Raw genomic sequence first — 18,305 nt, forward strand, 5'->3', positions numbered from 1 at the left:
AAGTGCACCTTTTAATTATAAAATGGGTATGGCGCGCTATTCCAGCCCGAGGCTGTCGCGCAGAATATTCAGGCGTTCGTCGTCCCCGTCACGGGCAGCCTGTTGAAGTGATTTGGTTGGGGCATGGATCAAACGGTTGGTCAGTTTCCATGCCAGTTCCTGCATGATGACCTGCGGATCGCCGCCCTGCTCCAGGGCCGCCATCGCTTTGGCAGTCAGTTCATTACGTACCTGTTCCGCCTGACCGCGGTATTCGCGAATCGTCTCGCTGACGCTTTGCGCGCGCAGCCAGGCCATAAATTCGCTGGTTTCCTGCTCGACAATCGTTTCGGCCTGCACCGCCGCCGCTTTGCGCTGGGCGAGGTTGTGGGAAATGATGCTTTGCAGATCGTCCACGCTGTAGAGATAGGCGTTCGCCAGCTTGCCCACTTCCGGTTCGACATCACGCGGAACGGCGATGTCCACCAGCAGCATCGGCTGATTGCGACGGGACTTAAGGGCGCGCTCTACCATGCCTTTGCCGATAATCGGCAGCGGGCTGGCGGTGGAGCTGATGATGATATCCGCCTCGTTCAGACGGGCGTCGATGTCGCTGAGGGCAATCACTTCCGCGCCGACCTCATCCGCCAGCGCCTGGGCGCGTTCACGGGTGCGGTTAGCGATAATCATCTTCTTCACTTTGTGCTCGCGCAGATGACGCGCGACCAGCTCAATGGTTTCGCCTGCGCCGACCAGCAGCACAGAGACCGTCGAGAGGGATTCAAAGATCTGTCGCGCCAGCGTACAGGCGGCAAACGCAACGGAAACGGCACTGGCGCCAATGTCAGTTTCGGTTCGCACTCGCTTGGCGACAGAGAAGGATTTCTGGAACATGCGCTCCAGCTCGCTGGCCTTAAGGTGGCCTTTTTGCGAGTCGGCAAACGCTTTTTTAACCTGCCCGAGGATCTGCGGCTCGCCGAGTACCAGCGAATCAAGGCCGCTGGCCACGCGCATCAGATGGCTGACCGCATCGTTATCCTGATGCCAGTAGAGGCTGTTACGCAGCTCTTCTTCGTTCAGGTTGTGGTATTCGCATAACCAGCGGATCAACGCTTCGTGCAGGTTATCCTGCTCTTCCACGCTGAGATAGAGCTCAGTACGGTTGCACGTCGACAGCACCACGCCCCCCTGCACCATCGGCTGGGCAAGCAGACTTTCCAGCGCCTGGTCGAGCGTATCCGGCGAAAACGTGACGCGTTCTCGCAGTGAAACCGGGGCCGTTTTGTGGTTAATACCGAGTGCTAAAAGGGTCATATGAGCGGGAGTAGTACCAGCGTTAATAGGGTTAGCAGGGCGCATCATACAGGATGCGCGAGATCAATAAAAGAGACTGCCCCCTTTCGGAGTAATAGGTTACCAGTTCATATTAACCAAAAAAGTTCGCGATGCAGCCAACGCCTCTGAACCTGAAGTAGCATGGTTAATTCTATGATTTAGGATAACTTGAGCGTAGACGCTGCCGCATACGGGCGCTAGCATTAAGAACTATAACCGCCACGTATCTCAAGGATTTGTCATTATTATGACCAGACTGATTCGCCTCCTGCCCCTCGCCGCGCTGGTACTTACCGCATGTTCCATTACGCCGCCCAAAGGGCCAGGCAAAAGCCCTGACTCACCGCAGTGGCGTCAGCACCAGCAGGAGGTGCGTGGTTTAAACCAGTACCAGACCCGCGGTGCCTTTGCGTATCTGTCGGATCAGCAGAAAGTGTATGCCCGCTTCTTCTGGCAGCAGACCGGCCAGGATCGCTATCGCCTGCTGTTGCTCAACCCGGTGGGGAGCACCGAGATGGAGCTGATTGCCCAGCCAGGCAGCGCGCAAATCACCGATAACAAAGGGCAGAAATATACCGGCACCGATGCCGAAGAGATGATCGGCAAGCTGACCGGGATGCCAATTCCGATTACCAGCCTGCGCCAGTGGATCCTTGGTCTGCCGGGCGACGCCACCGACTACAAACTCGACGATCAGTACCGTCTGAGTGAAGTGAACTACAGCCAGAACGGTAAAAACTGGCACGTGGTCTACGGCGGCTACGACAGCAACACCAAACCGGCTCTGCCAACCAGCCTGGAACTGACCGAAGGCGGCCAGCGCATCAAGCTGAAGATGGATAACTGGATTGTCAAATGATGACCCACTGGCCTTCACCCGCAAAACTTAACCTGTTTTTATACATCACCGGCCAGCGTGCGGACGGCTATCACACCCTGCAGACGCTGTTTCAGTTTATCGACTACGGCGACACCATTTCGATTGAGCCGCGTCAGGATGGGCAGCTTCGTCTGCTCACTCCGGTGGAGGGTGTGGCCGATGAAGATAACCTGATCGTGCGGGCTGCCCGGCTGCTGATGGCGGCGGCGCAGCAAAGCGGACGTCTGCCTGCGGGCAGCGGCGCGGATATCCGCGTGGAGAAACGGCTGCCGATGGGCGGTGGGCTCGGCGGCGGGTCGTCAAATGCCGCCACCGTGCTGGTGGTGCTCAATCACCTGTGGGGCTGCGATCTCTCGGTGGATGAACTGGCCGCGCTCGGGTTAACGCTCGGGGCCGACGTGCCGGTGTTTGTCCGCGGGCATGCGGCCTTTGCCGAAGGGGTGGGCGAGATCCTCTCCCCGGCCGAACCCGCGGAAAAATGGTACCTGGTCGCCCACCCGGGCGTCAGCATTCCCACCCCGGTTATCTTTAAAGATCCGGACCTTCCACGCGATACGCCCGTCCGGTCAATAGAAACGTTATTAAAATGTGAATTCAGCAACGATTGCGAGGATATCGCAAGAAAACGTTTTCGCGAGGTTGATGAAGCGCTTTCCTGGCTGTTAGAATACGCGCCGTCGCGCCTGACTGGCACAGGAGCCTGTGTCTTTGCTGAATTTGATACGGAATCCGCTGCACGTCAGGTGCTCGAGCTGGCTCCAGAATGGCTGCATGGTTTCGTGGCGCGCGGTATGAATATCTCCCCGCTACAGCAGGCCATTCTGGCGCAATCTGAGTTTCGGTGACAACGTCACCTTGTTCCAGACGTTGCATCGCGCTCTTTAATACACCGCCTGGATAGCATTCGCCTGGCCCGCACAGTTTACGGCGAACTATCCACCACTGGACGCATGCCTGAGGTTCTTCTCGTGCCTGATATGAAGCTTTTTGCTGGTAACGCCACCCCGGAACTAGCACAACGTATTGCCAACCGCCTGTACACTTCTCTTGGCGACGCCGCCGTAGGTCGCTTTAGCGATGGCGAAGTCAGCGTACAAATTAACGAAAATGTACGCGGTGGTGATATTTTCATCATCCAGTCCACCTGTGCTCCAACTAACGACAACCTGATGGAACTGGTTGTTATGGTCGATGCCCTGCGCCGTGCTTCCGCTGGCCGTATCACTGCTGTCATCCCTTACTTTGGCTATGCCCGTCAGGACCGTCGCGTCCGTTCCGCACGTGTGCCAATTACCGCAAAAGTTGTTGCTGACTTCCTCTCCAGTGTTGGCGTTGACCGTGTTCTGACAGTTGACCTGCATGCCGAGCAGATCCAGGGCTTCTTTGATGTTCCGGTTGATAACGTATTCGGCAGCCCAATCCTGCTGGAAGATATGCTGCAGCTGAACCTGGACAACCCGATTGTGGTTTCTCCAGACATCGGCGGCGTGGTTCGCGCTCGCGCTATCGCCAAACTGCTGAATGACACCGACATGGCGATCATCGACAAACGTCGTCCGCGCGCTAACGTTTCTCAGGTGATGCACATCATCGGTGACGTTGCTGGCCGTGACTGCGTGCTGGTTGACGACATGATCGACACCGGCGGCACTCTGTGCAAAGCCGCCGAAGCGCTGAAAGAGCGTGGTGCTAAACGCGTATTCGCTTACGCGACTCACCCGATCTTCTCCGGCAATGCCGTGAACAACCTGCGCAACTCCGTTATTGATGAAGTTGTGGTGTGCGACACCATCCCACTGAGCGACGAGATCAAAGCGCTGCCAAACGTGCGTACTTTGACCCTGTCCGGGATGCTGGCAGAAGCGATTCGTCGTATCAGCAACGAAGAGTCTATCTCTGCAATGTTCGAACACTAATCGGACGCAGTCAGAAAACCCGCTACGGCGGGTTTTTTTGTCTGTGGTATTTATTTGTATGATTAATGCCTCCTTCACCTGCCATTGATATGACAGATGATGCGCACATGGATGATGATTGTGAAAAACGCTTCCTCTCATGTTCTTCCCTTCCGCGCCCTCATCGACGCCTGCTGGAAAGAGAAATATACCCTGTCACGCTTCACTCGTGACCTGATCGCCGGGATCACCGTCGGTATCATTGCCATTCCGCTGGCGATGGCGCTGGCCATTGGCAGCGGCGTAGCGCCGCAGTATGGCCTCTACACTGCCGCCGTCGCCGGGATTGTGATTGCCCTGACCGGTGGGTCGCGCTTCAGCGTCTCCGGGCCGACCGCGGCCTTTGTGGTGATCCTCTATCCGGTTTCTCAGCAGTTTGGTCTGGGCGGATTGCTGGTGGCGACCCTGATGTCCGGGGTATTTTTGATTTTGTTCGGTCTGGCGCGCTTTGGCAGGCTGATTGAGTACATTCCACTTTCCGTGACCCTGGGCTTTACCTCCGGGATCGGCATCACCATCGGCACCATGCAGATTAAGGATTTCCTAGGCTTACAGATGGCCCACGTGCCGGAGCATTACCTGCAAAAAGTGGGGGCGCTGGCGATGGCGCTGCCGACGACAAACCTGGGCGATGCGGCGATTGGCGTGGTGACCCTGGGCACGCTGATCCTCTGGCCACGGCTGGGCATTCGCCTGCCTGGACACCTGCCCGCCCTGCTGCTGGGCTGCGCGGTAATGGGGATAGTCAATCTGCTGGGCGGCCACGTCGCCACTATCGGCTCGCAGTTCCACTATGTGTTGGCGGATGGCTCCCAGGGTAACGGTATCCCGCAGCTTCTGCCCCAGCTGGTGCTGCCGTGGGATCTGCCCGGCTCGAGCTTTACTTTAAGCTGGGACTCTCTGCGCGCCCTGCTGCCAGCCGCATTTTCGATGGCGATGTTGGGGGCGATTGAGTCGCTGCTCTGCGCCGTGGTGCTGGACGGCATGACAGGCACCAAACATAAAGCCAACAGCGAGCTGGTCGGCCAGGGGCTGGGGAATATTATCGCCCCGTTCTTCGGCGGCATTACCGCCACAGCGGCCATCGCCCGTTCCGCGGCCAACGTGCGCGCGGGCGCAACGTCGCCGGTCTCGGCGGTGGTCCATTCGGTTCTGGTGATCCTCGCCCTGCTGGTGCTGGCACCCTTGCTCTCCTGGCTGCCGCTCTCGGCCATGGCCGCCCTGCTGCTGATGGTGGCATGGAACATGAGCGAGGCACATAAAGTCATCAACCTGCTGCGCCGCGCCCCCAAAGACGACATCATCGTAATGCTGATCTGCATGTCGCTGACGGTGCTGTTTGACATGGTCATTGCGATAAGCGTCGGGATTGTGCTGGCATCATTACTGTTTATGCGTCGCATTGCCCGTATGACCCGCCTGGCCAGTGTCAATGTCGCCACGCCGGAAGACGTGCTGGTGCTGCGAGTCATCGGTCCGCTATTTTTTGCCGCCGCGGAAGGATTGTTCAGCGAGCTGGAGTCGCGCATTGCGGGGAAACGTGTCGTGGTGCTGAAATGGGATGCGGTCCCGGTGCTGGATGCCGGCGGGCTGGACGCCTTCCAGCGTTTTGTCCAACGTCTGCCGGAAGGCTGTGAACTGCGGGTGACCAATCTCGAATTCCAGCCCCTGCGCACGATGGCGCGCGCAGGGGTTCAGCCCATTGCGGGGCGTCTGGCGTTCTATCCTGACCGTGAGGCAGCGTTAGCGGATCTGTGACATCCGGCGCTGCATCATGATACCGATCGCCTGCTGAAGCCACTCGAGCACAGCAGGCGTCATCCAGGTCCCTTTCATCAGATGCGGCTCCTGCTGCATCGCCTCGCGGAATTTTTGCTGAGTTGCAGGATTATCCCCTGCGTAAGACTGGAACAGCGCCAGCCAGTTTTCCGCCAGCCGCTGTGCTTCCGGGCTCTCTGCCTGCACCCCTTCCCGGCTTGCCTGATGCAGTTTTGCCACCAGTGCAGGCCACTCCATCATGCGATCAAAATAGTGCGCACGGGTAAACGCCATCTCCTCGGGGGTCAGGTAGCGGTGCCAGATAGCCAGCTTGCTCTCGGCGAAGGCACGTGTGATGAAATCGAGGATGTCAGCGTCGATTCCTGTCTGCTCACGCATTTGCGGCTCCACGCTGTGCATCTCATTCAGGCGGGTCAGGAAGTCGGGGTTGCCCGCGGTATCCTGCTCAAGCTGCGTCATCCAGCGCGTAGCCAGCCCGGTAGCGCGTGGGTCGGCAACATCCACCTTCTCCGCCAGCATGCGCCGGGCTTCAGCCACCAGCCCTGCCCAGATCTCTGCCAGGGTGTCACTCTGCTGCGCAAACGGTAATGCCTGTAACTCTTCTTTACTGAACCAGCGATCGTACATCGTCATTAACTCCAGCGTCTGTAACCAGGATTCCAGATCGGGCTCGGTGCCTGCGGCCAGCGCGCTATGCAAACTCACGAGCTGCTCGCGCAGCGTCTGAATGCTGCGCATCTGTTTATCCAGCAGCGCGATTTGCGCGTCCAGGAGATCCACCATGGAGCGCGGATCCCGATCGAGAACCTCTTTAATTTCGGCAAGCTCCAGCCCCGCTTTGGCTAACACCTGGATACGGTGTAGCCGCTGTACATCCGCGAGGGTATAAAGACGGTAACCTGCCGCACTTCTGGCAGAGGGAAGCAGCAAGCCGGTTTGCTCATAATGGTGTAATGTCCGAACGGTGATCCCCGCTCGCTTCGCCAACAGGCCAACCTGAATTAACATCGCTGCTCCTTTTATCTTGCCAACGCGGTCACTCTGGTGCCTTACGTTACGTGAGGGTCAAGAAAAAAGGCAAAAAAAAACGGCTTCCGAAGAAACCGTTTTTCGCGCTGTCACAGGTTAGCTGTGCTTATGCTGTTCGCGACGGCAGCGTTTATCGTAATGGCGCACCCACCAGTAGCGGTCGCAGACCTGTTCGTGGCCACTGACGCGAGCCCCGGCCAGCCAAAGCACCGCCCCCAGGAAGATGCTCAGCACTGCGCCATGAGCGAAGTATTGTGGCAGGTCAAGTTGCGGAAGCTGGTTTAAAATGGAATAACCGACGCCGACAACCATGACGACTAATCCCAACCCCATCAACACGTTACCGAGTAGCGAAGCGTTTTTGCGTTTCATATAGCACCTCCGGAACTTTGGGTTGTAAGGGAATAATCTCCCTATTCCTTGTGTGTAAAGTATAGACACCACCCGTTTTGCGGATTGCGTCAACGATCACAAATACGTACTTCGGTGCAACAAAACTTTACAAATAAGCCTTTGAGTAGCATGAAATTCTAATGGTTCAGCTCCGGGATTATTCAGTTTCTACGTGTCGCTTAGCAGAATTTTGTCAACCGACGCGGCAGACAGTACACTACGCGCCAGACTTAGCACTTTCAGGAACAAAAACGTGACGATTAAACTGATTGTCGGCCTGGCTAACCCTGGCGCGGAATATGCTGCCACCCGCCATAATGCTGGCGCCTGGTATGTTGATCTGCTGGCCGAGCGGTTACGCGCCCCTCTGCGTGAAGAGCCTAAATTCTACGGGTTTACCTCTCGCGTTAACCTGGCTGGCGCCGATGTGCGTCTGCTGGTGCCCACGACGTTTATGAATTTAAGCGGTAAAGCGGTGGCCGCGATGGCGACCTTTTACCGCATCAATCCAGATGAGATCCTGGTGGCGCATGACGAACTGGATCTGCCGCCGGGCGTGGCGAAATTCAAACTTGGTGGCGGCCACGGCGGGCACAACGGCTTAAAAGACATCATCAGCAAACTGGGCAATAACCCTAACTTCCATCGCTTACGCGTGGGGATTGGTCATCCGGGCGATAAAAACAAAGTTGTTGGTTTTGTCCTGGGTAAGCCACCGGTTTCCGAGCAGAAACTGATCGACGAGGCGGTAGACGAAGCGGCGCGTTGCACCGAAATCTGGTTGCAGGATGGTTTAACCAAAGCCACCAACCGTCTTCACGCTTTCAAAGCGCAATAAGCGGCGCGAAACGGCTTTTTTGCCCCGCAGGGTGCGGGTTACGTGTATAATAGGCGTAGTTATTTACTTTTCTTCGACTCGTTAATGTTAACGTGTTGAATATCAAGACATTAAGGTGATTCAGAAATGGGATTCAAATGCGGTATCGTTGGTCTGCCTAACGTTGGCAAATCCACCCTGTTTAACGCGCTGACTAAAGCGGGCATCGAAGCGGCTAACTTCCCGTTCTGTACCATCGAGCCAAACACCGGTGTCGTACCCATGCCCGATCCGCGTCTGGATCAGCTTGCGGAGATCGTAAAACCGCAGCGCATTCTGCCAACCACCATGGAGTTCGTGGATATCGCAGGCCTGGTAAAAGGCGCCTCGAAAGGTGAAGGCCTGGGTAACCAGTTCCTGACCAACATCCGTGAAACCGAAGCGATCGGCCACGTTGTGCGTTGCTTTGAGAACGACAACATCATCCACGTGAACAACAAAGTGGACCCGGCGGATGATATCGAGGTCATCAATACCGAGCTGGCACTGGCTGACCTGGATACCTGCGAGCGCGCCCTGCAGCGTGTGCAGAAGAAAGCCAAAGGCGGCGACAAAGACGCGAAAGCGGAACAGGCTGCGCTGGAAAAATGTCTGCCACAGCTCGAAAACGCGGGCATGCTGCGCGCGCTGAAAAACCTGACTGACGAAGACAAAGCGGCGATCAAATACCTGAGCTTCCTGACCCTGAAGCCGACCATGTACATTGCCAACGTCAATGAAGACGGTTTTGAAAACAACCCATACCTGGACAAAGTGCGTGAAATCGCAGCGGCGGAAGGTTCTGTGGTCGTGGCCGTGTGTGCGGCTGTCGAGTCTGATATCGCCGAGCTGGACGATGCCGACCGTGAAGAGTTCATGGCTGAGATGGGTCTGGAAGAGCCTGGTCTGAACCGCGTGATCCGCGCCGGTTACCAGCTGCTGAACCTGCAGACCTACTTCACCGCTGGCGTGAAAGAAGTACGCGCCTGGACTATTCCTGTCGGCGCGACAGCACCACAGGCGGCGGGTAAAATCCACACCGACTTCGAGAAAGGCTTTATCCGTGCCCAGACCATCGCCTTTGAAGACTTTATCACCTACAAGGGTGAGCAAGGCGCGAAAGAAGCCGGCAAGATGCGTGCAGAAGGGAAAGACTACATCGTTAAAGATGGCGATGTGATGAACTTCCTGTTTAACGTTTAAGGGTCATGCATCTGCGGATGCGTTAACTGATCTGAAAAAAATCCACGCTATGGCGTGGATTTTTTTTATCAAAGGCTCGCTGTCTCGCCTGTAGAATCATTAAACAACATCGCCCATTATTACTCTGCTGAAGAGTAAAACCCTCTCCTGTATGCCGCAGGCGTCGTCGACAGCTGATTTTTGAAATGATGACGCATCGTCGCCACGCTGCCAAACCCCACCTCCTCCGCGATACGCTCAATCGACAGCTGGCTGTTCTCCAACAGATCCTGGCTGCGGCTCAGGCGGGCATGGAGCAACCACTGGGCGGGTGTCTTGCCGGTAGTGGCGTTGAAACGGCGCAAAAAGGTACGCGGGCTCATCCCGACAAATTTTGCCAGCGACTCAACGGTATGCGGCTCGGCAAGCCTGGCATGCAGGTAGTCGAAGAGTGCCCCAAGCCGATGGCCTTCATAAGCGACAGGCACCGCCTGCTGAATAAACTGGGCCTGCCCGCCGTCGCGATGCGGCGACACCACCAGCCGACGCGCGACGCGGTTGGCCGCCACGCTGCCATAATCCCGGCGCACCAGGTGCAGACAAAGATCGATACCCGCCGCGCTGCCTGCGGAGGTCAATACATCACCGTTATCAATATACAGCACGTCAGGGGTTACCTTGATAGCGGGATAACGCTGTTGCAGCAGGTCGGTATAACGCCAGTGGGTGGTAGCCTGCCGGTTGTCGAGTAACCCTGCGGCGGCCAGCACAAAGACCCCGGAACAGATAGAGAGGATCCTCGCCCCGCGTCGATGTGCCGCGACAAGCTGCTCGCACAGCGCGGCGGGCACCGGAACATCCGCCCCCCGCCAGCCGGGCACGATGATCGTTCCGGCCTCACTCAGCAATTCCAGCCCGCCATCCACTACCAGCCTGAAGCCGCCCGTTGCGCGTAACTCACCGGGATCAACACCCGCCACCGCAAAGCGATACCACTCCTCGCCCATCTCGGGGCGGGGCAGCGCGAAAATTTCGACAGCAATACCGAATTCAAAGGTACAGAGTCCGTCATAGGCCAGCACAACCACCAGAGGATTATTCATCACCGCGCTCAATGCGTTTTGTCATGATCTTAATGTTATCTGGCATTTCTGCCAGCTGTCAAAGCCGCGTCTCCGCCGTAGAGTAAAGACTCATTCCTGGAGGTGTTTATGAGCTATGTGACTGATTATCCTGCTGCGTCGCCAGATGTCGCAGCAAACCATTTTTTACAGCGACTGAGCGTGGAAACAGACTGCGACGATGTGCATACCGCGTTTAAAGAGGGGGATGTCGATTTTGTATTGCTGCATGTGGTCGGCAGTCCGGAGGCGTTCGCCCGCCGTCATATTCCTGGGGCGCTGCACCTGCGACATCGCGATATGACCGAGCAAAGAATGGCGGAGTGGCCCTCCGATACAGTGTTTGTGGTCTATTGCGCCGGGCCGCACTGCAACGGTGCGGATCGCGCCGCGCTGAAGCTGGCGCAGATGGGCCGCCCGGTGAAAATTATGATTGGTGGAATGACCGGCTGGGCCGACGAAGGTTTTGCTTTTACCTCCCGGTAAAAGAGCCGCGATCCCGTTTGACCTGCGGGATCGCTGACACCTCTTTCACCTGCCCGACGCCGGATAGATCGTCTCTGTCGGCAGCACCCGCCGATCAAAACGCCGCAAGCCATAATAGAGCGCTGCGGTGCAGAACCAGCCAATTACCCACGAGACATCGTTGTCGGCAAACAGCCAGGTCAGCGAGCCGTGGTAGAGCGGGTTTTCAATAAACGGCAGCTGGATCAACACGCCAACAACATAGACGCTGATGGCAAACATGTTCCAGTGCCCGTAGCGACCACGGGAATCGAACAGCGCCGGAATATCTACCGCTTTACGGGAGATAATAAAGTAATCGGTCAGGCTGATGGCGCTCCACGGTACGAAAAAGGCCAACAGGAACAGCAGGAAATGGGTGAAGTGCTTCAGGAACGCCGGTTCGCTCAGCAGCGCAATCACGCACGAGAGGGCCACCATCAGTACCACAAAGGTGACGCGGCTTTTCTGGCTCAGCGTCGTTTGTTGACGAAAACCCGAGACAATGGTGGTCAACGACATAAAACTGCCGTAGGCGTTGAGGGTGGTAAAGGTGATTTTGCCAAAACAGATCGCAAAGTAGATCACCATCGCCATCGCCTCGCTTTTACCCAGCCCGACAATGTAACTCACCTCATGCCCCTTGAAGGCGCTGCCGGCGATTGCCGCGGTAATCACCCCGAGCGTCATGGACGCCTGGGTGCCCAGCACCGTACCGCTGAAGACGGAGAGGAAGGTCTTCACCCCTGAGACGTCGCGCGGCAGGTAGCGGGAATAGTCGGAGACGTAGGGACAAAAGGCGATCTGCCATGAGGAGGAGAGCGATACCGCCAGCAGGAACATCGGCATCGAGAAGTGATTATTCTGCATCACCGCGCCCATATCGCTGGCGATCAGCAGAGCGATAAACAGATAGACAAACGCCAACACCCCCACCACGCTCGCTACCTTGCCGAGCTTGTGGATCACCTTATATCCCAGCACCGCAATCACGATAATGATCGCGCTGAACAGGATCATACCGGCCACGTTCGAGACCGACAGCAGCCTGGCCATCGCCTGTCCGGCCAGTACCGTCCCGCTGGCGGAGAAGCCGACATACATCACGCACACCAGCGCCAGCGGGATCACCGCGCCCAGCACACCAAACTGGGCGCGACTAATGATCATCTGCGGCAGACCGAGGCGCGGACCCTGCAGGGCATGAAATGACATCACCACCGCGCCCAGCACCTGCCCTACCAGCAGGCCAATGATGGACCACACCACATCCCCGCCCAGCACCACTGCCAGCGCCCCGGTCACGATGGCAGTGATCTGCAGATTGCCGCCAAACCACAGCGTAAACTGGCTGAAGGGGTGGCCGTGCCGTTCATTATCCGGGATGTAATCGATGGATCGTGTTTCCGAAATTCGCGTCCCGCCGCGCTTTGACTGCGCTTCTGAAGATGAAAAAGACGACATAGTTTCCTCTCTGAGTGGATGATTAATGCCCGTCAGAGACCCTGCTATACCCATGCAACGCCATATGACAGAACATGTATATACAATCATTGACATCCACCCACACGCATCTGATGATGGATTTGTGAACTGAACTGTGAATAATTTGTAATTGAGATGAAAACTATATGTGATTGAGATGGATTTCGATCGACAGTCAAATCAGGCATCGCCATCACACATACCCGCTTAAGACAGGAGCGCAGATGAGCAATAACAGACGAGCGGTACCCGGCATTCGCCATTACGCCGGTCCTGCAGGCGGCTGGGGAGCCTTAAAAGCCACGGCGATTGCCGTGCGTACGCAGATGGACACCTTCGACGCCCCCGCCACGCTGCTGCGCACCAACCAGCCCGATGGCTTCGACTGCCCGGGCTGCGCCTGGCCCGACAAAGAACACAAATCCACCTTTCAGTTTTGCGAGAACGGCGCCAAGGCGGTGACCTGGGAAGCGACCACAAAGCGTGTCACCCCGGAATTTTTCGCTGAGCACACCGTCAGCACCCTGTGGTCAAAAAGTGATTTTGAGCTGGAAGGCTATGGGCGCCTGACCCATCCCATGAAATACGATCCACAGAGCGACACCTTTCGCCCGGTGGCGTGGGACGAAGCCTTTGCCCGTATCGGCGAGGTGCTGCGCGGGCTGGCCCCGGATGAGGTGGAGTTTTACACCTCCGGGCGCGCGTCAAACGAAGCTGCCTTCCTGTATCAGCTGTTTGCCCGCCAGCTGGGCACCAATAATTTCCCGGACTGCTCTAACATGTGCCACCAGGCCACCAGCGTCGGCCTGCCCCGCTCCATCGGAATTGGCAAAGGCACCGTATCGCTGGAAGATTTCGACCATGCTGAGCTGGTGATCTCCATCGGCCATAACCCGGGCACCAACCATCCACGGATGATGGGCACCCTGCACGAGCTCTCCCGCCGGGGCGTGCCGATTATCGTTTTTAACCCGCTGCGCGAAACGGCGCTGGAGCGCTTCGCCGATCCGCAAAATGTCAGAGAGATGGCGACATACAGCGCCACCAATATCGCCTCGACGTACTATCAGGTGAAAGCCGGGGGCGATGCCGCGGCGTTAAAAGGTATCGCAAAACATCTGCTGGTTCTGGATGCGCTGGATCACGACTTTATCGCCACCCACACGCAGGGGTTTGCCGATTTTGCCGCCGATATCGCCGCCACGAGCTGGGAGGCCATCGAGCGCGAGTCTGGCCTGAAGCGCGCCGATCTGGAGAATGTGGCGCGCCTCTACGCTAAGTCCAGCGCCACCATCATCACCTACGGCATGGGGATCACCCAGCACAACAAGGGTACCGCCAATGTGCGTTTGATCGCCGATCTCCTGCTGCTGCGCGGCAATTTTGGCAAACCCGGCGCGGGCATCTGTCCGTTACGCGGCCACTCCAACGTGCAGGGCAACCGCACCGTCGGGATCACCGAAAAACCGACCGCGGCCTTTCTGGACCGGCTGGGCACGGTGTTCGGCTTTACTCCACCAGCTGCCCACGGCCACGATGCGGTACAGGCGGCGCAGGCGATGATCAACGGCGAGGCCAAAGCGCTCCTCTGCCTCGGGGGAAATTTTGCGGTGGCGATGCCCGATCACGACAGGGCGTTTGCGGCGCTGAAACGTCTCGATCTCAGCGTACATGTCGCCACCAAGCTGAACCGCACCCATCTGCTGGTCGGGAAAGAGACATATCTTCTCCCCTGCCTGGGGCGCACCGAACTGGATATGCAGCAGAGCGGCCAGCAGTCGATCACCGTGGAAGACTCGATGTCGATGGTGCATGCCTCCCGCGGCAAGCTCAAACCGGCCTCTCCCTGGCTACGCTCGGAGCCCGCCATTGTCGCCGGGATCGCCCACGCCACCCTGCCCCACAGCAAAACCGACTGGCTGGGCCTGGTGGAGGATTACGACCGCATTCGCGACTGTATCGAACAGACGCTGCCGGGCTTTGAGAACTTCAACGCCCGCATCCGGGTGCCGGGCGGATTCCGTATGCCGCTGCCGCCCACGGAGCGCGTCTGGCCCACTGCCAGCGGCAAGGCGATGTTTTCGCTGTTTGAGGGCGTGAGTGAGAACAGCCCGGGCGAAGGCGAGCGCGTGCTGCGTCTGGTTACATTGCGTAGTCACGACCAGTACAACACTACCATCTATGCCATGGATGACCGCTATCGCGGGGTGCTCGGTCGGCGCGACGTGCTGTTCATGAACGAAGAGGATATGCAGCAGTTGGGGCTGGAGCATGGCGATCGGGTAGATATTCATACCGCCCTGCCCGGCTCACAGCAGCGTCTGGACGACATCACCGTGGTGGCTTACAGCATTGCCCCTGGCACGGTTGCTGGCTACTACCCGGAAGCAAACGTGCTGGTTCCGCTGGATTATCTCGATAAAGAGAGCGGTACGCCGTCGTACAAATCGGTGCCCGTCCGCCTGAGTCTGCGCTCAAAAGAGATCCGCGCCCTCTAATCTCTTCTCGCGCCGTCACCGATCCAGTGTGTTGCCCGGATCGGTGATGCTCTCTCTGTTCAATTTGACGCCGGTCAGCAAATAAAAAGGTCAGGTGGGTTCAGCATCTAACACTGACGTTCCGTAGGAATTGTCGATGGTGCATAGCCAGCGGTCATTTTCCAGACGGAATACATAGGTTGCACGCCGGGTTATCTCTGTTGTAACGCCCTGGTCATCCGGGTAAAAAAGCTGGGATTCCATGATCACCAGCGCATCGCCTCCGCCTTCAATGATCTGGATATCGCCCTGCTTCACGACGAGCTGATCCTGAAAATAATCAGAGATGGAAATAAAGGCGCTACGGATATTGTCTTTACCTTTAACGATCATACCGGGCTTAATCACCAGCGCGGCGTCGTCGGCGTAGTGCTCCATCAGCGAGTCGAAATCTTTGGCTGAGATCGCCCTGTCACACGCCTTAATGATATTGCGAAGCGGGTGTTCGTACATGTGCATATTCCCTGTTCAGTGATTGCCTCTATTCACTGTATCACCAGCCGGCGCAATGTGTAGGCCAGGCAAGCGAAAGTGCCCGGCAGGCCTTTCTGGAAGAGGTCTCGCAAAGCTCACTGTTTATAGAATATTACGCCAAAAAATACCCCGCCGCGCAAAACGCCACCACTCCCGCGATCACCGTGGCAAATAATCCGCGGGTAAGAATGCCCACCAGAGTGGCAAACGCCGCCGCCAGCAGCGAGATGCTGATCCCCGAATCGGTCATTGCGGGTTTACTCATCAGTTCGGCGGCAACCAGGGCGGCCATGATGGCGGTGGGGATAAAGCTCAGCCACTGCAGCAACATCTCCGGCAGCCGAAAGCGGGATAACAGCAAGACCGGCACGGTGCGCATCAGGGCGGTGACGAGCGCCGAGGCGAGGATCGCCAGCAGAATATTTCTTTCCATCTTATTTTCCTTTCCGGGCGCGTAACAGCAGCGTCGCCAGCGTGGCGGCCAGGGATGCAGCCAGAATGACCACCAGACTGAGCGAGCTACTCCCGGCAGTCAGCAGTGTGATCGCCACCGCGACGACAATATTGATGGTTTCGAGGATCTTCCTGCGGCTGGCAAACCACATCATCAGGATCAGGCCGATAAACATCGACACCAGGCTAAAGCCCAGCCCCTCCATCAGCGAGGCGGGCAGCGTGGTTGCCAGCCATGCTCCGGCCACACAGGCGATGATCCAGTTCAGCCAGGCGGTAATATTCAGCCCCAGCATCCAGGGGTAGCTGATTTTGCCCTGCGGGCTGGCGCGCTGCACCGCCACGCCAAAGGTTTCGTCCGTCAGCAACAGCCCGCTCACCACTTTCTGCAGGGTGGTGTAGTCACGAAAAAAAACGCTCATGGAGGAGCTCATCAGCAGGTAGCGCAGGTTGACCAGCAGCACGCTCAGCACCACCGAGGCCATTTCCGCCCCTGCGGCCCAGAGTGAGTAAAACAGGAACTGCGCCGAACCGGCGTAGAGGGAGCTGGCCAACAGCGCGATTTGCCCGGTGGTAAACCCGGAGAGTGTGCCTATCGCCCCCGCCGCAAAGCCAATGCTCCAGTAGCCCGCAATGGTGGGGAGACAGGCAGCAATACCGGCCCGAAATTCGTCCGTGGCGGACGCGGGATGTCCGGTATTTATCTTCGTCAACATCGTTTCTTCCCTTATATTACTTAGCTCAATAACTATCATAAGAATCAACAGCAAACGCTATAGTAAAATCTCGCTTAGCAGTGAAATTTCTTCAGGTTGTGGGAGACGCGAAGGTGGCACGACAAAACGGCGTTGCTGCCGCAGCTCGGTGATGATTATTGCTCCCGGTGAAGCCCGCACCGGTTGGTGCATTACGGCGAGCGCACCGTGAAAGGCTCGCATCAACTCTTTTTGCGGGCCGATATCCGTCAGGCAATAGATTTTTTACACTGCCACTTTGCCCAGGCCCTGACCATAAAGGAGATTGCGCAGGTGAATTCTATTTTATGCGCACCTTTACTTCAGATTATCGAGGCGTCCTCGGACGCGTCTCTCCTTGGGTTCAAACCCGATAACGCGGCTTCAGAATGAAGGTTCTTTTTCTGAGCTTTTTAACATTACAATCAGTGCTATGCTGCCCAGGATAACAACCGCAGCCAGTAACACCATCTCCTGAAGACCAACCCTTGCCGATACCTGCCCACCGGCAAGTGCCCCCGTACCGATGGCTGCATTGAAAATGGCGACATAGATGGCTGATGCAGGCTGTGCGGCCTCTTTCGCGCAACGGAGCAGCCAGGTCTGCAACCCAACGAACACAATTGCCATAGCGGCGCCCCAGATGGCCAGAAGCATGCCTGTGAGCCAGAGCGAAGGTGCGGCAACACTCTTCATACCAAGCATCCCCAACGCACCTGCGCTGAGGAGCAAAGCGATCAAAATCAGCAACTTAATGTGTCTATCGATAAGTTTACCGGCAACGACATTCCCCAGCAGTCCGGAGAGGCCTGAAATCAGTAACAGTCCAGAAACGGAAGCCATCGGGACATTCCGGGTTTGGGTCAGCAGAGGCTCAAGATAGGTGAATGCCGCAAAGTGCGCCGAAATAATAGAGGCAGTCGCGCCATAGAGAGTGAGAAGCACCGGATTTTTAACCAGCCCACGATACACATCCAGCCTCAGTGGTTGGGGCGCCTTTATTGTCGGGAGCGTCCAGAATAAGAGAGAGGCGGCAGCCAATGACAGCAGGAAAATCATCGTAAATGCATGGCGCCAACCGGTCATGTTTGCAACAAAACTGGCCAATGGAACGCCCATCACGCTGGCCGCCGAAACGCCGCCAAATATCACGGAGGTAGCCAGACCAAGCCTCTCTTGCGGAACAAACTGCACAGCCACTGCGCCGATCAACGCCCAGAAAACACCGTGTGCCAGCGCCCCCGCCATACGTGCCGTCATAAACAGACTCATCGTGTGAACCTGGGTCACGGCCAGGCAAGAGAGCGCCAGAAACAGCATCAGTCCAACGAGCAGAGTCTTACGCGAAATGCGTGACGGCATCGCGCCGGACAACAAGGCGGCCAGTGCGGCAACCCAGCCATAAGCCGTCACCGCAAGCCCCGCCCCGGATTCAGGCTGATTAAAATCCTCCGCCAGCGCGCTGAGCATCCCTACGGGTGCAAGTTCGCTGGTGACAATCGAAAACGCGCTCATCCCGAGCGCAGCAACTGCGAACCAGGTGCGTGCAGGCACCGGGTGTACCTGTAATACGGTATCGTTCATCTCATAAATACTCTTCAAAGAAAGC

Annotated in this window: 17 protein-coding genes; 8 read left to right on the forward strand and 9 right to left on the reverse strand. The window is 57.2% G+C overall.

Annotation, left to right across the window (positions count from 1 at the left end; all coding sequences use genetic code 11):
- Positions 1–36: 36 nt before the first annotated feature.
- Positions 37–1,293: a glutamyl-tRNA reductase gene (gene hemA / locus FHC51_RS18320; RefSeq protein ID WP_039030718.1), complete on the reverse strand. Its 1,257-nt coding sequence runs from the start codon at positions 1,291–1,293 to the stop codon at positions 37–39.
- A 268-nt stretch (positions 1,294–1,561) separates the two neighbouring features.
- Between hemA and lolB the strand changes: the two genes are divergently transcribed.
- The 4 genes from lolB to dauA all read left to right on the forward strand — a co-directional run bounded on the left by lolB (position 1,562) and on the right by dauA (position 5,907).
- Complete coding sequence (gene lolB / locus FHC51_RS18325; RefSeq protein WP_220436287.1) at positions 1,562–2,173, forward strand: lipoprotein insertase outer membrane protein LolB; 612 nt, start codon at positions 1,562–1,564, stop codon at positions 2,171–2,173.
- On the forward strand, positions 2,170–3,039 hold the full coding sequence (gene ispE, locus FHC51_RS18330; protein ID WP_103822291.1) for a 4-(cytidine 5'-diphospho)-2-C-methyl-D-erythritol kinase: 870 nt from the start codon (positions 2,170–2,172) through the stop codon (positions 3,037–3,039). Before lolB ends, ispE begins: the two co-directional genes overlap by 4 nt.
- 123 nt (positions 3,040–3,162) lie before the next feature.
- Positions 3,163–4,110: a ribose-phosphate diphosphokinase gene (gene prs / locus FHC51_RS18335; RefSeq protein ID WP_003856663.1), complete on the forward strand. Its 948-nt coding sequence runs from the start codon at positions 3,163–3,165 to the stop codon at positions 4,108–4,110.
- 120 nt (positions 4,111–4,230) lie between these two features.
- Positions 4,231–5,907, forward strand: a complete 1,677-nt coding sequence (dauA, locus tag FHC51_RS18340; protein WP_197080164.1) for a C4-dicarboxylic acid transporter DauA — start codon at positions 4,231–4,233, stop codon at positions 5,905–5,907.
- On the opposite strand, the gene FHC51_RS18345 is transcribed toward dauA, so the two are convergent.
- Together FHC51_RS18345 and ychH are read right to left on the reverse strand one after the other, a co-directional pair.
- Positions 5,893–6,936 carry a MerR family transcriptional regulator gene (locus FHC51_RS18345; protein WP_220436288.1) on the reverse strand — a complete coding sequence of 348 codons (1,044 nt, stop codon included), beginning with the start codon at positions 6,934–6,936 and terminating at the stop codon, positions 5,893–5,895. The genes dauA and FHC51_RS18345 overlap by 15 nt on opposite strands.
- A gap of 117 nt (positions 6,937–7,053) precedes the next feature.
- On the reverse strand, positions 7,054–7,329 hold the full coding sequence (gene ychH, locus FHC51_RS18350; RefSeq protein ID WP_103179956.1) for a stress-induced protein YchH: 276 nt from the start codon (positions 7,327–7,329) through the stop codon (positions 7,054–7,056).
- Positions 7,330–7,603: 274 nt separating this feature from the next.
- On the opposite strand from ychH, the gene pth reads away from it, so the two are divergent.
- Both pth and ychF read left to right on the forward strand, forming a co-directional pair.
- A complete protein-coding gene (pth, locus tag FHC51_RS18355) occupies positions 7,604–8,188 on the forward strand; it encodes an aminoacyl-tRNA hydrolase (RefSeq protein WP_103179957.1) in 585 nt (194 codons plus the stop codon).
- Positions 8,189–8,314: 126 nt separating this feature from the next.
- Positions 8,315–9,409: a redox-regulated ATPase YchF gene (gene ychF / locus FHC51_RS18360; RefSeq protein ID WP_103822293.1), complete on the forward strand. Its 1,095-nt coding sequence runs from the start codon at positions 8,315–8,317 to the stop codon at positions 9,407–9,409.
- A gap of 119 nt (positions 9,410–9,528) precedes the next feature.
- Here ychF and ftrA read toward each other — a convergent pair whose 3' ends face one another.
- The gene (gene ftrA / locus FHC51_RS18365) at positions 9,529–10,491 is read right to left on the reverse strand and encodes a transcriptional regulator FtrA (RefSeq protein WP_220436289.1); all 963 of its coding nucleotides are present in this window, start codon (positions 10,489–10,491) and stop codon (positions 9,529–9,531) included.
- A 108-nt stretch (positions 10,492–10,599) separates the two neighbouring features.
- On the opposite strand from ftrA, the gene FHC51_RS18370 reads away from it, so the two are divergent.
- Positions 10,600–10,995: a rhodanese-like domain-containing protein gene (locus FHC51_RS18370; RefSeq protein WP_156239054.1), complete on the forward strand. Its 396-nt coding sequence runs from the start codon at positions 10,600–10,602 to the stop codon at positions 10,993–10,995.
- A 45-nt stretch (positions 10,996–11,040) separates the two neighbouring features.
- Here FHC51_RS18370 and FHC51_RS18375 read toward each other — a convergent pair whose 3' ends face one another.
- Positions 11,041–12,426, reverse strand: a complete 1,386-nt coding sequence (locus FHC51_RS18375) for a cytosine permease (RefSeq protein ID WP_220436727.1) — start codon at positions 12,424–12,426, stop codon at positions 11,041–11,043.
- Positions 12,427–12,722: 296 nt separating this feature from the next.
- On the opposite strand from FHC51_RS18375, the gene FHC51_RS18380 reads away from it, so the two are divergent.
- Positions 12,723–14,996 (forward strand): FdhF/YdeP family oxidoreductase, encoded by a 2,274-nt coding sequence (locus FHC51_RS18380; protein ID WP_220436290.1) that lies wholly within the window; start codon positions 12,723–12,725, stop codon positions 14,994–14,996.
- Between the two features lie 90 nt (positions 14,997–15,086).
- On the opposite strand, the gene FHC51_RS18385 is transcribed toward FHC51_RS18380, so the two are convergent.
- From FHC51_RS18385 to FHC51_RS18400, 4 genes are all read right to left on the reverse strand, one after another.
- The gene (locus FHC51_RS18385; RefSeq protein WP_103822301.1) at positions 15,087–15,488 is read right to left on the reverse strand and encodes an SgcJ/EcaC family oxidoreductase; all 402 of its coding nucleotides are present in this window, start codon (positions 15,486–15,488) and stop codon (positions 15,087–15,089) included.
- A gap of 133 nt (positions 15,489–15,621) precedes the next feature.
- Entirely contained in the window at positions 15,622–15,942 is a 321-nt protein-coding gene (locus FHC51_RS18390) for an AzlD domain-containing protein (RefSeq protein ID WP_220436291.1), read from the reverse strand.
- Between the two features lies 1 nt (position 15,943).
- Positions 15,944–16,678, reverse strand: coding sequence for an AzlC family ABC transporter permease (locus FHC51_RS18395; RefSeq protein WP_220436292.1), 735 nt, complete (start codon positions 16,676–16,678; stop codon positions 15,944–15,946).
- 402 nt (positions 16,679–17,080) lie between these two features.
- Positions 17,081–18,280: an MFS transporter gene (locus FHC51_RS18400; RefSeq protein ID WP_220436293.1), complete on the reverse strand. Its 1,200-nt coding sequence runs from the start codon at positions 18,278–18,280 to the stop codon at positions 17,081–17,083.
- Between the last annotated feature and the right edge of the window lie 25 nt (positions 18,281–18,305).

The sequence above is a fragment of the Leclercia sp. EC_58 genome, from assembly GCF_019584355.1.
Taxonomy (GTDB): domain Bacteria; phylum Pseudomonadota; class Gammaproteobacteria; order Enterobacterales; family Enterobacteriaceae; genus Enterobacter.

Excerpts from the sequence above, each read along its gene's own strand:
- hemA (WP_039030718.1), bottom strand. The coding sequence starts at position 1,293 with ATGACCCTTTTAGCACTCGGTATTAACCACAAAACGGCCCCGGTTTCA.
- lolB (WP_220436287.1), top strand. The coding sequence starts at position 1,562 with ATGACCAGACTGATTCGCCTCCTGCCCCTCGCCGCGCTGGTACTTACC.
- ispE (WP_103822291.1), top strand. The coding sequence starts at position 2,170 with ATGATGACCCACTGGCCTTCACCCGCAAAACTTAACCTGTTTTTATAC.
- FHC51_RS18345 (WP_220436288.1), bottom strand. The coding sequence starts at position 6,936 with ATGTTAATTCAGGTTGGCCTGTTGGCGAAGCGAGCGGGGATCACCGTT.
- ychH (WP_103179956.1), bottom strand. The coding sequence starts at position 7,329 with ATGAAACGCAAAAACGCTTCGCTACTCGGTAACGTGTTGATGGGGTTG.
- ychF (WP_103822293.1), top strand. The coding sequence starts at position 8,315 with ATGGGATTCAAATGCGGTATCGTTGGTCTGCCTAACGTTGGCAAATCC.
- ftrA (WP_220436289.1), bottom strand. The coding sequence starts at position 10,491 with ATGAATAATCCTCTGGTGGTTGTGCTGGCCTATGACGGACTCTGTACC.
- FHC51_RS18370 (WP_156239054.1), top strand. The coding sequence starts at position 10,600 with ATGAGCTATGTGACTGATTATCCTGCTGCGTCGCCAGATGTCGCAGCA.
- FHC51_RS18380 (WP_220436290.1), top strand. The coding sequence starts at position 12,723 with ATGAGCAATAACAGACGAGCGGTACCCGGCATTCGCCATTACGCCGGT.
- FHC51_RS18385 (WP_103822301.1), bottom strand. The coding sequence starts at position 15,488 with ATGTACGAACACCCGCTTCGCAATATCATTAAGGCGTGTGACAGGGCG.
- FHC51_RS18390 (WP_220436291.1), bottom strand. The coding sequence starts at position 15,942 with ATGGAAAGAAATATTCTGCTGGCGATCCTCGCCTCGGCGCTCGTCACC.
- FHC51_RS18395 (WP_220436292.1), bottom strand. The coding sequence starts at position 16,678 with ATGTTGACGAAGATAAATACCGGACATCCCGCGTCCGCCACGGACGAA.
- FHC51_RS18400 (WP_220436293.1), bottom strand. The coding sequence starts at position 18,280 with ATGAACGATACCGTATTACAGGTACACCCGGTGCCTGCACGCACCTGG.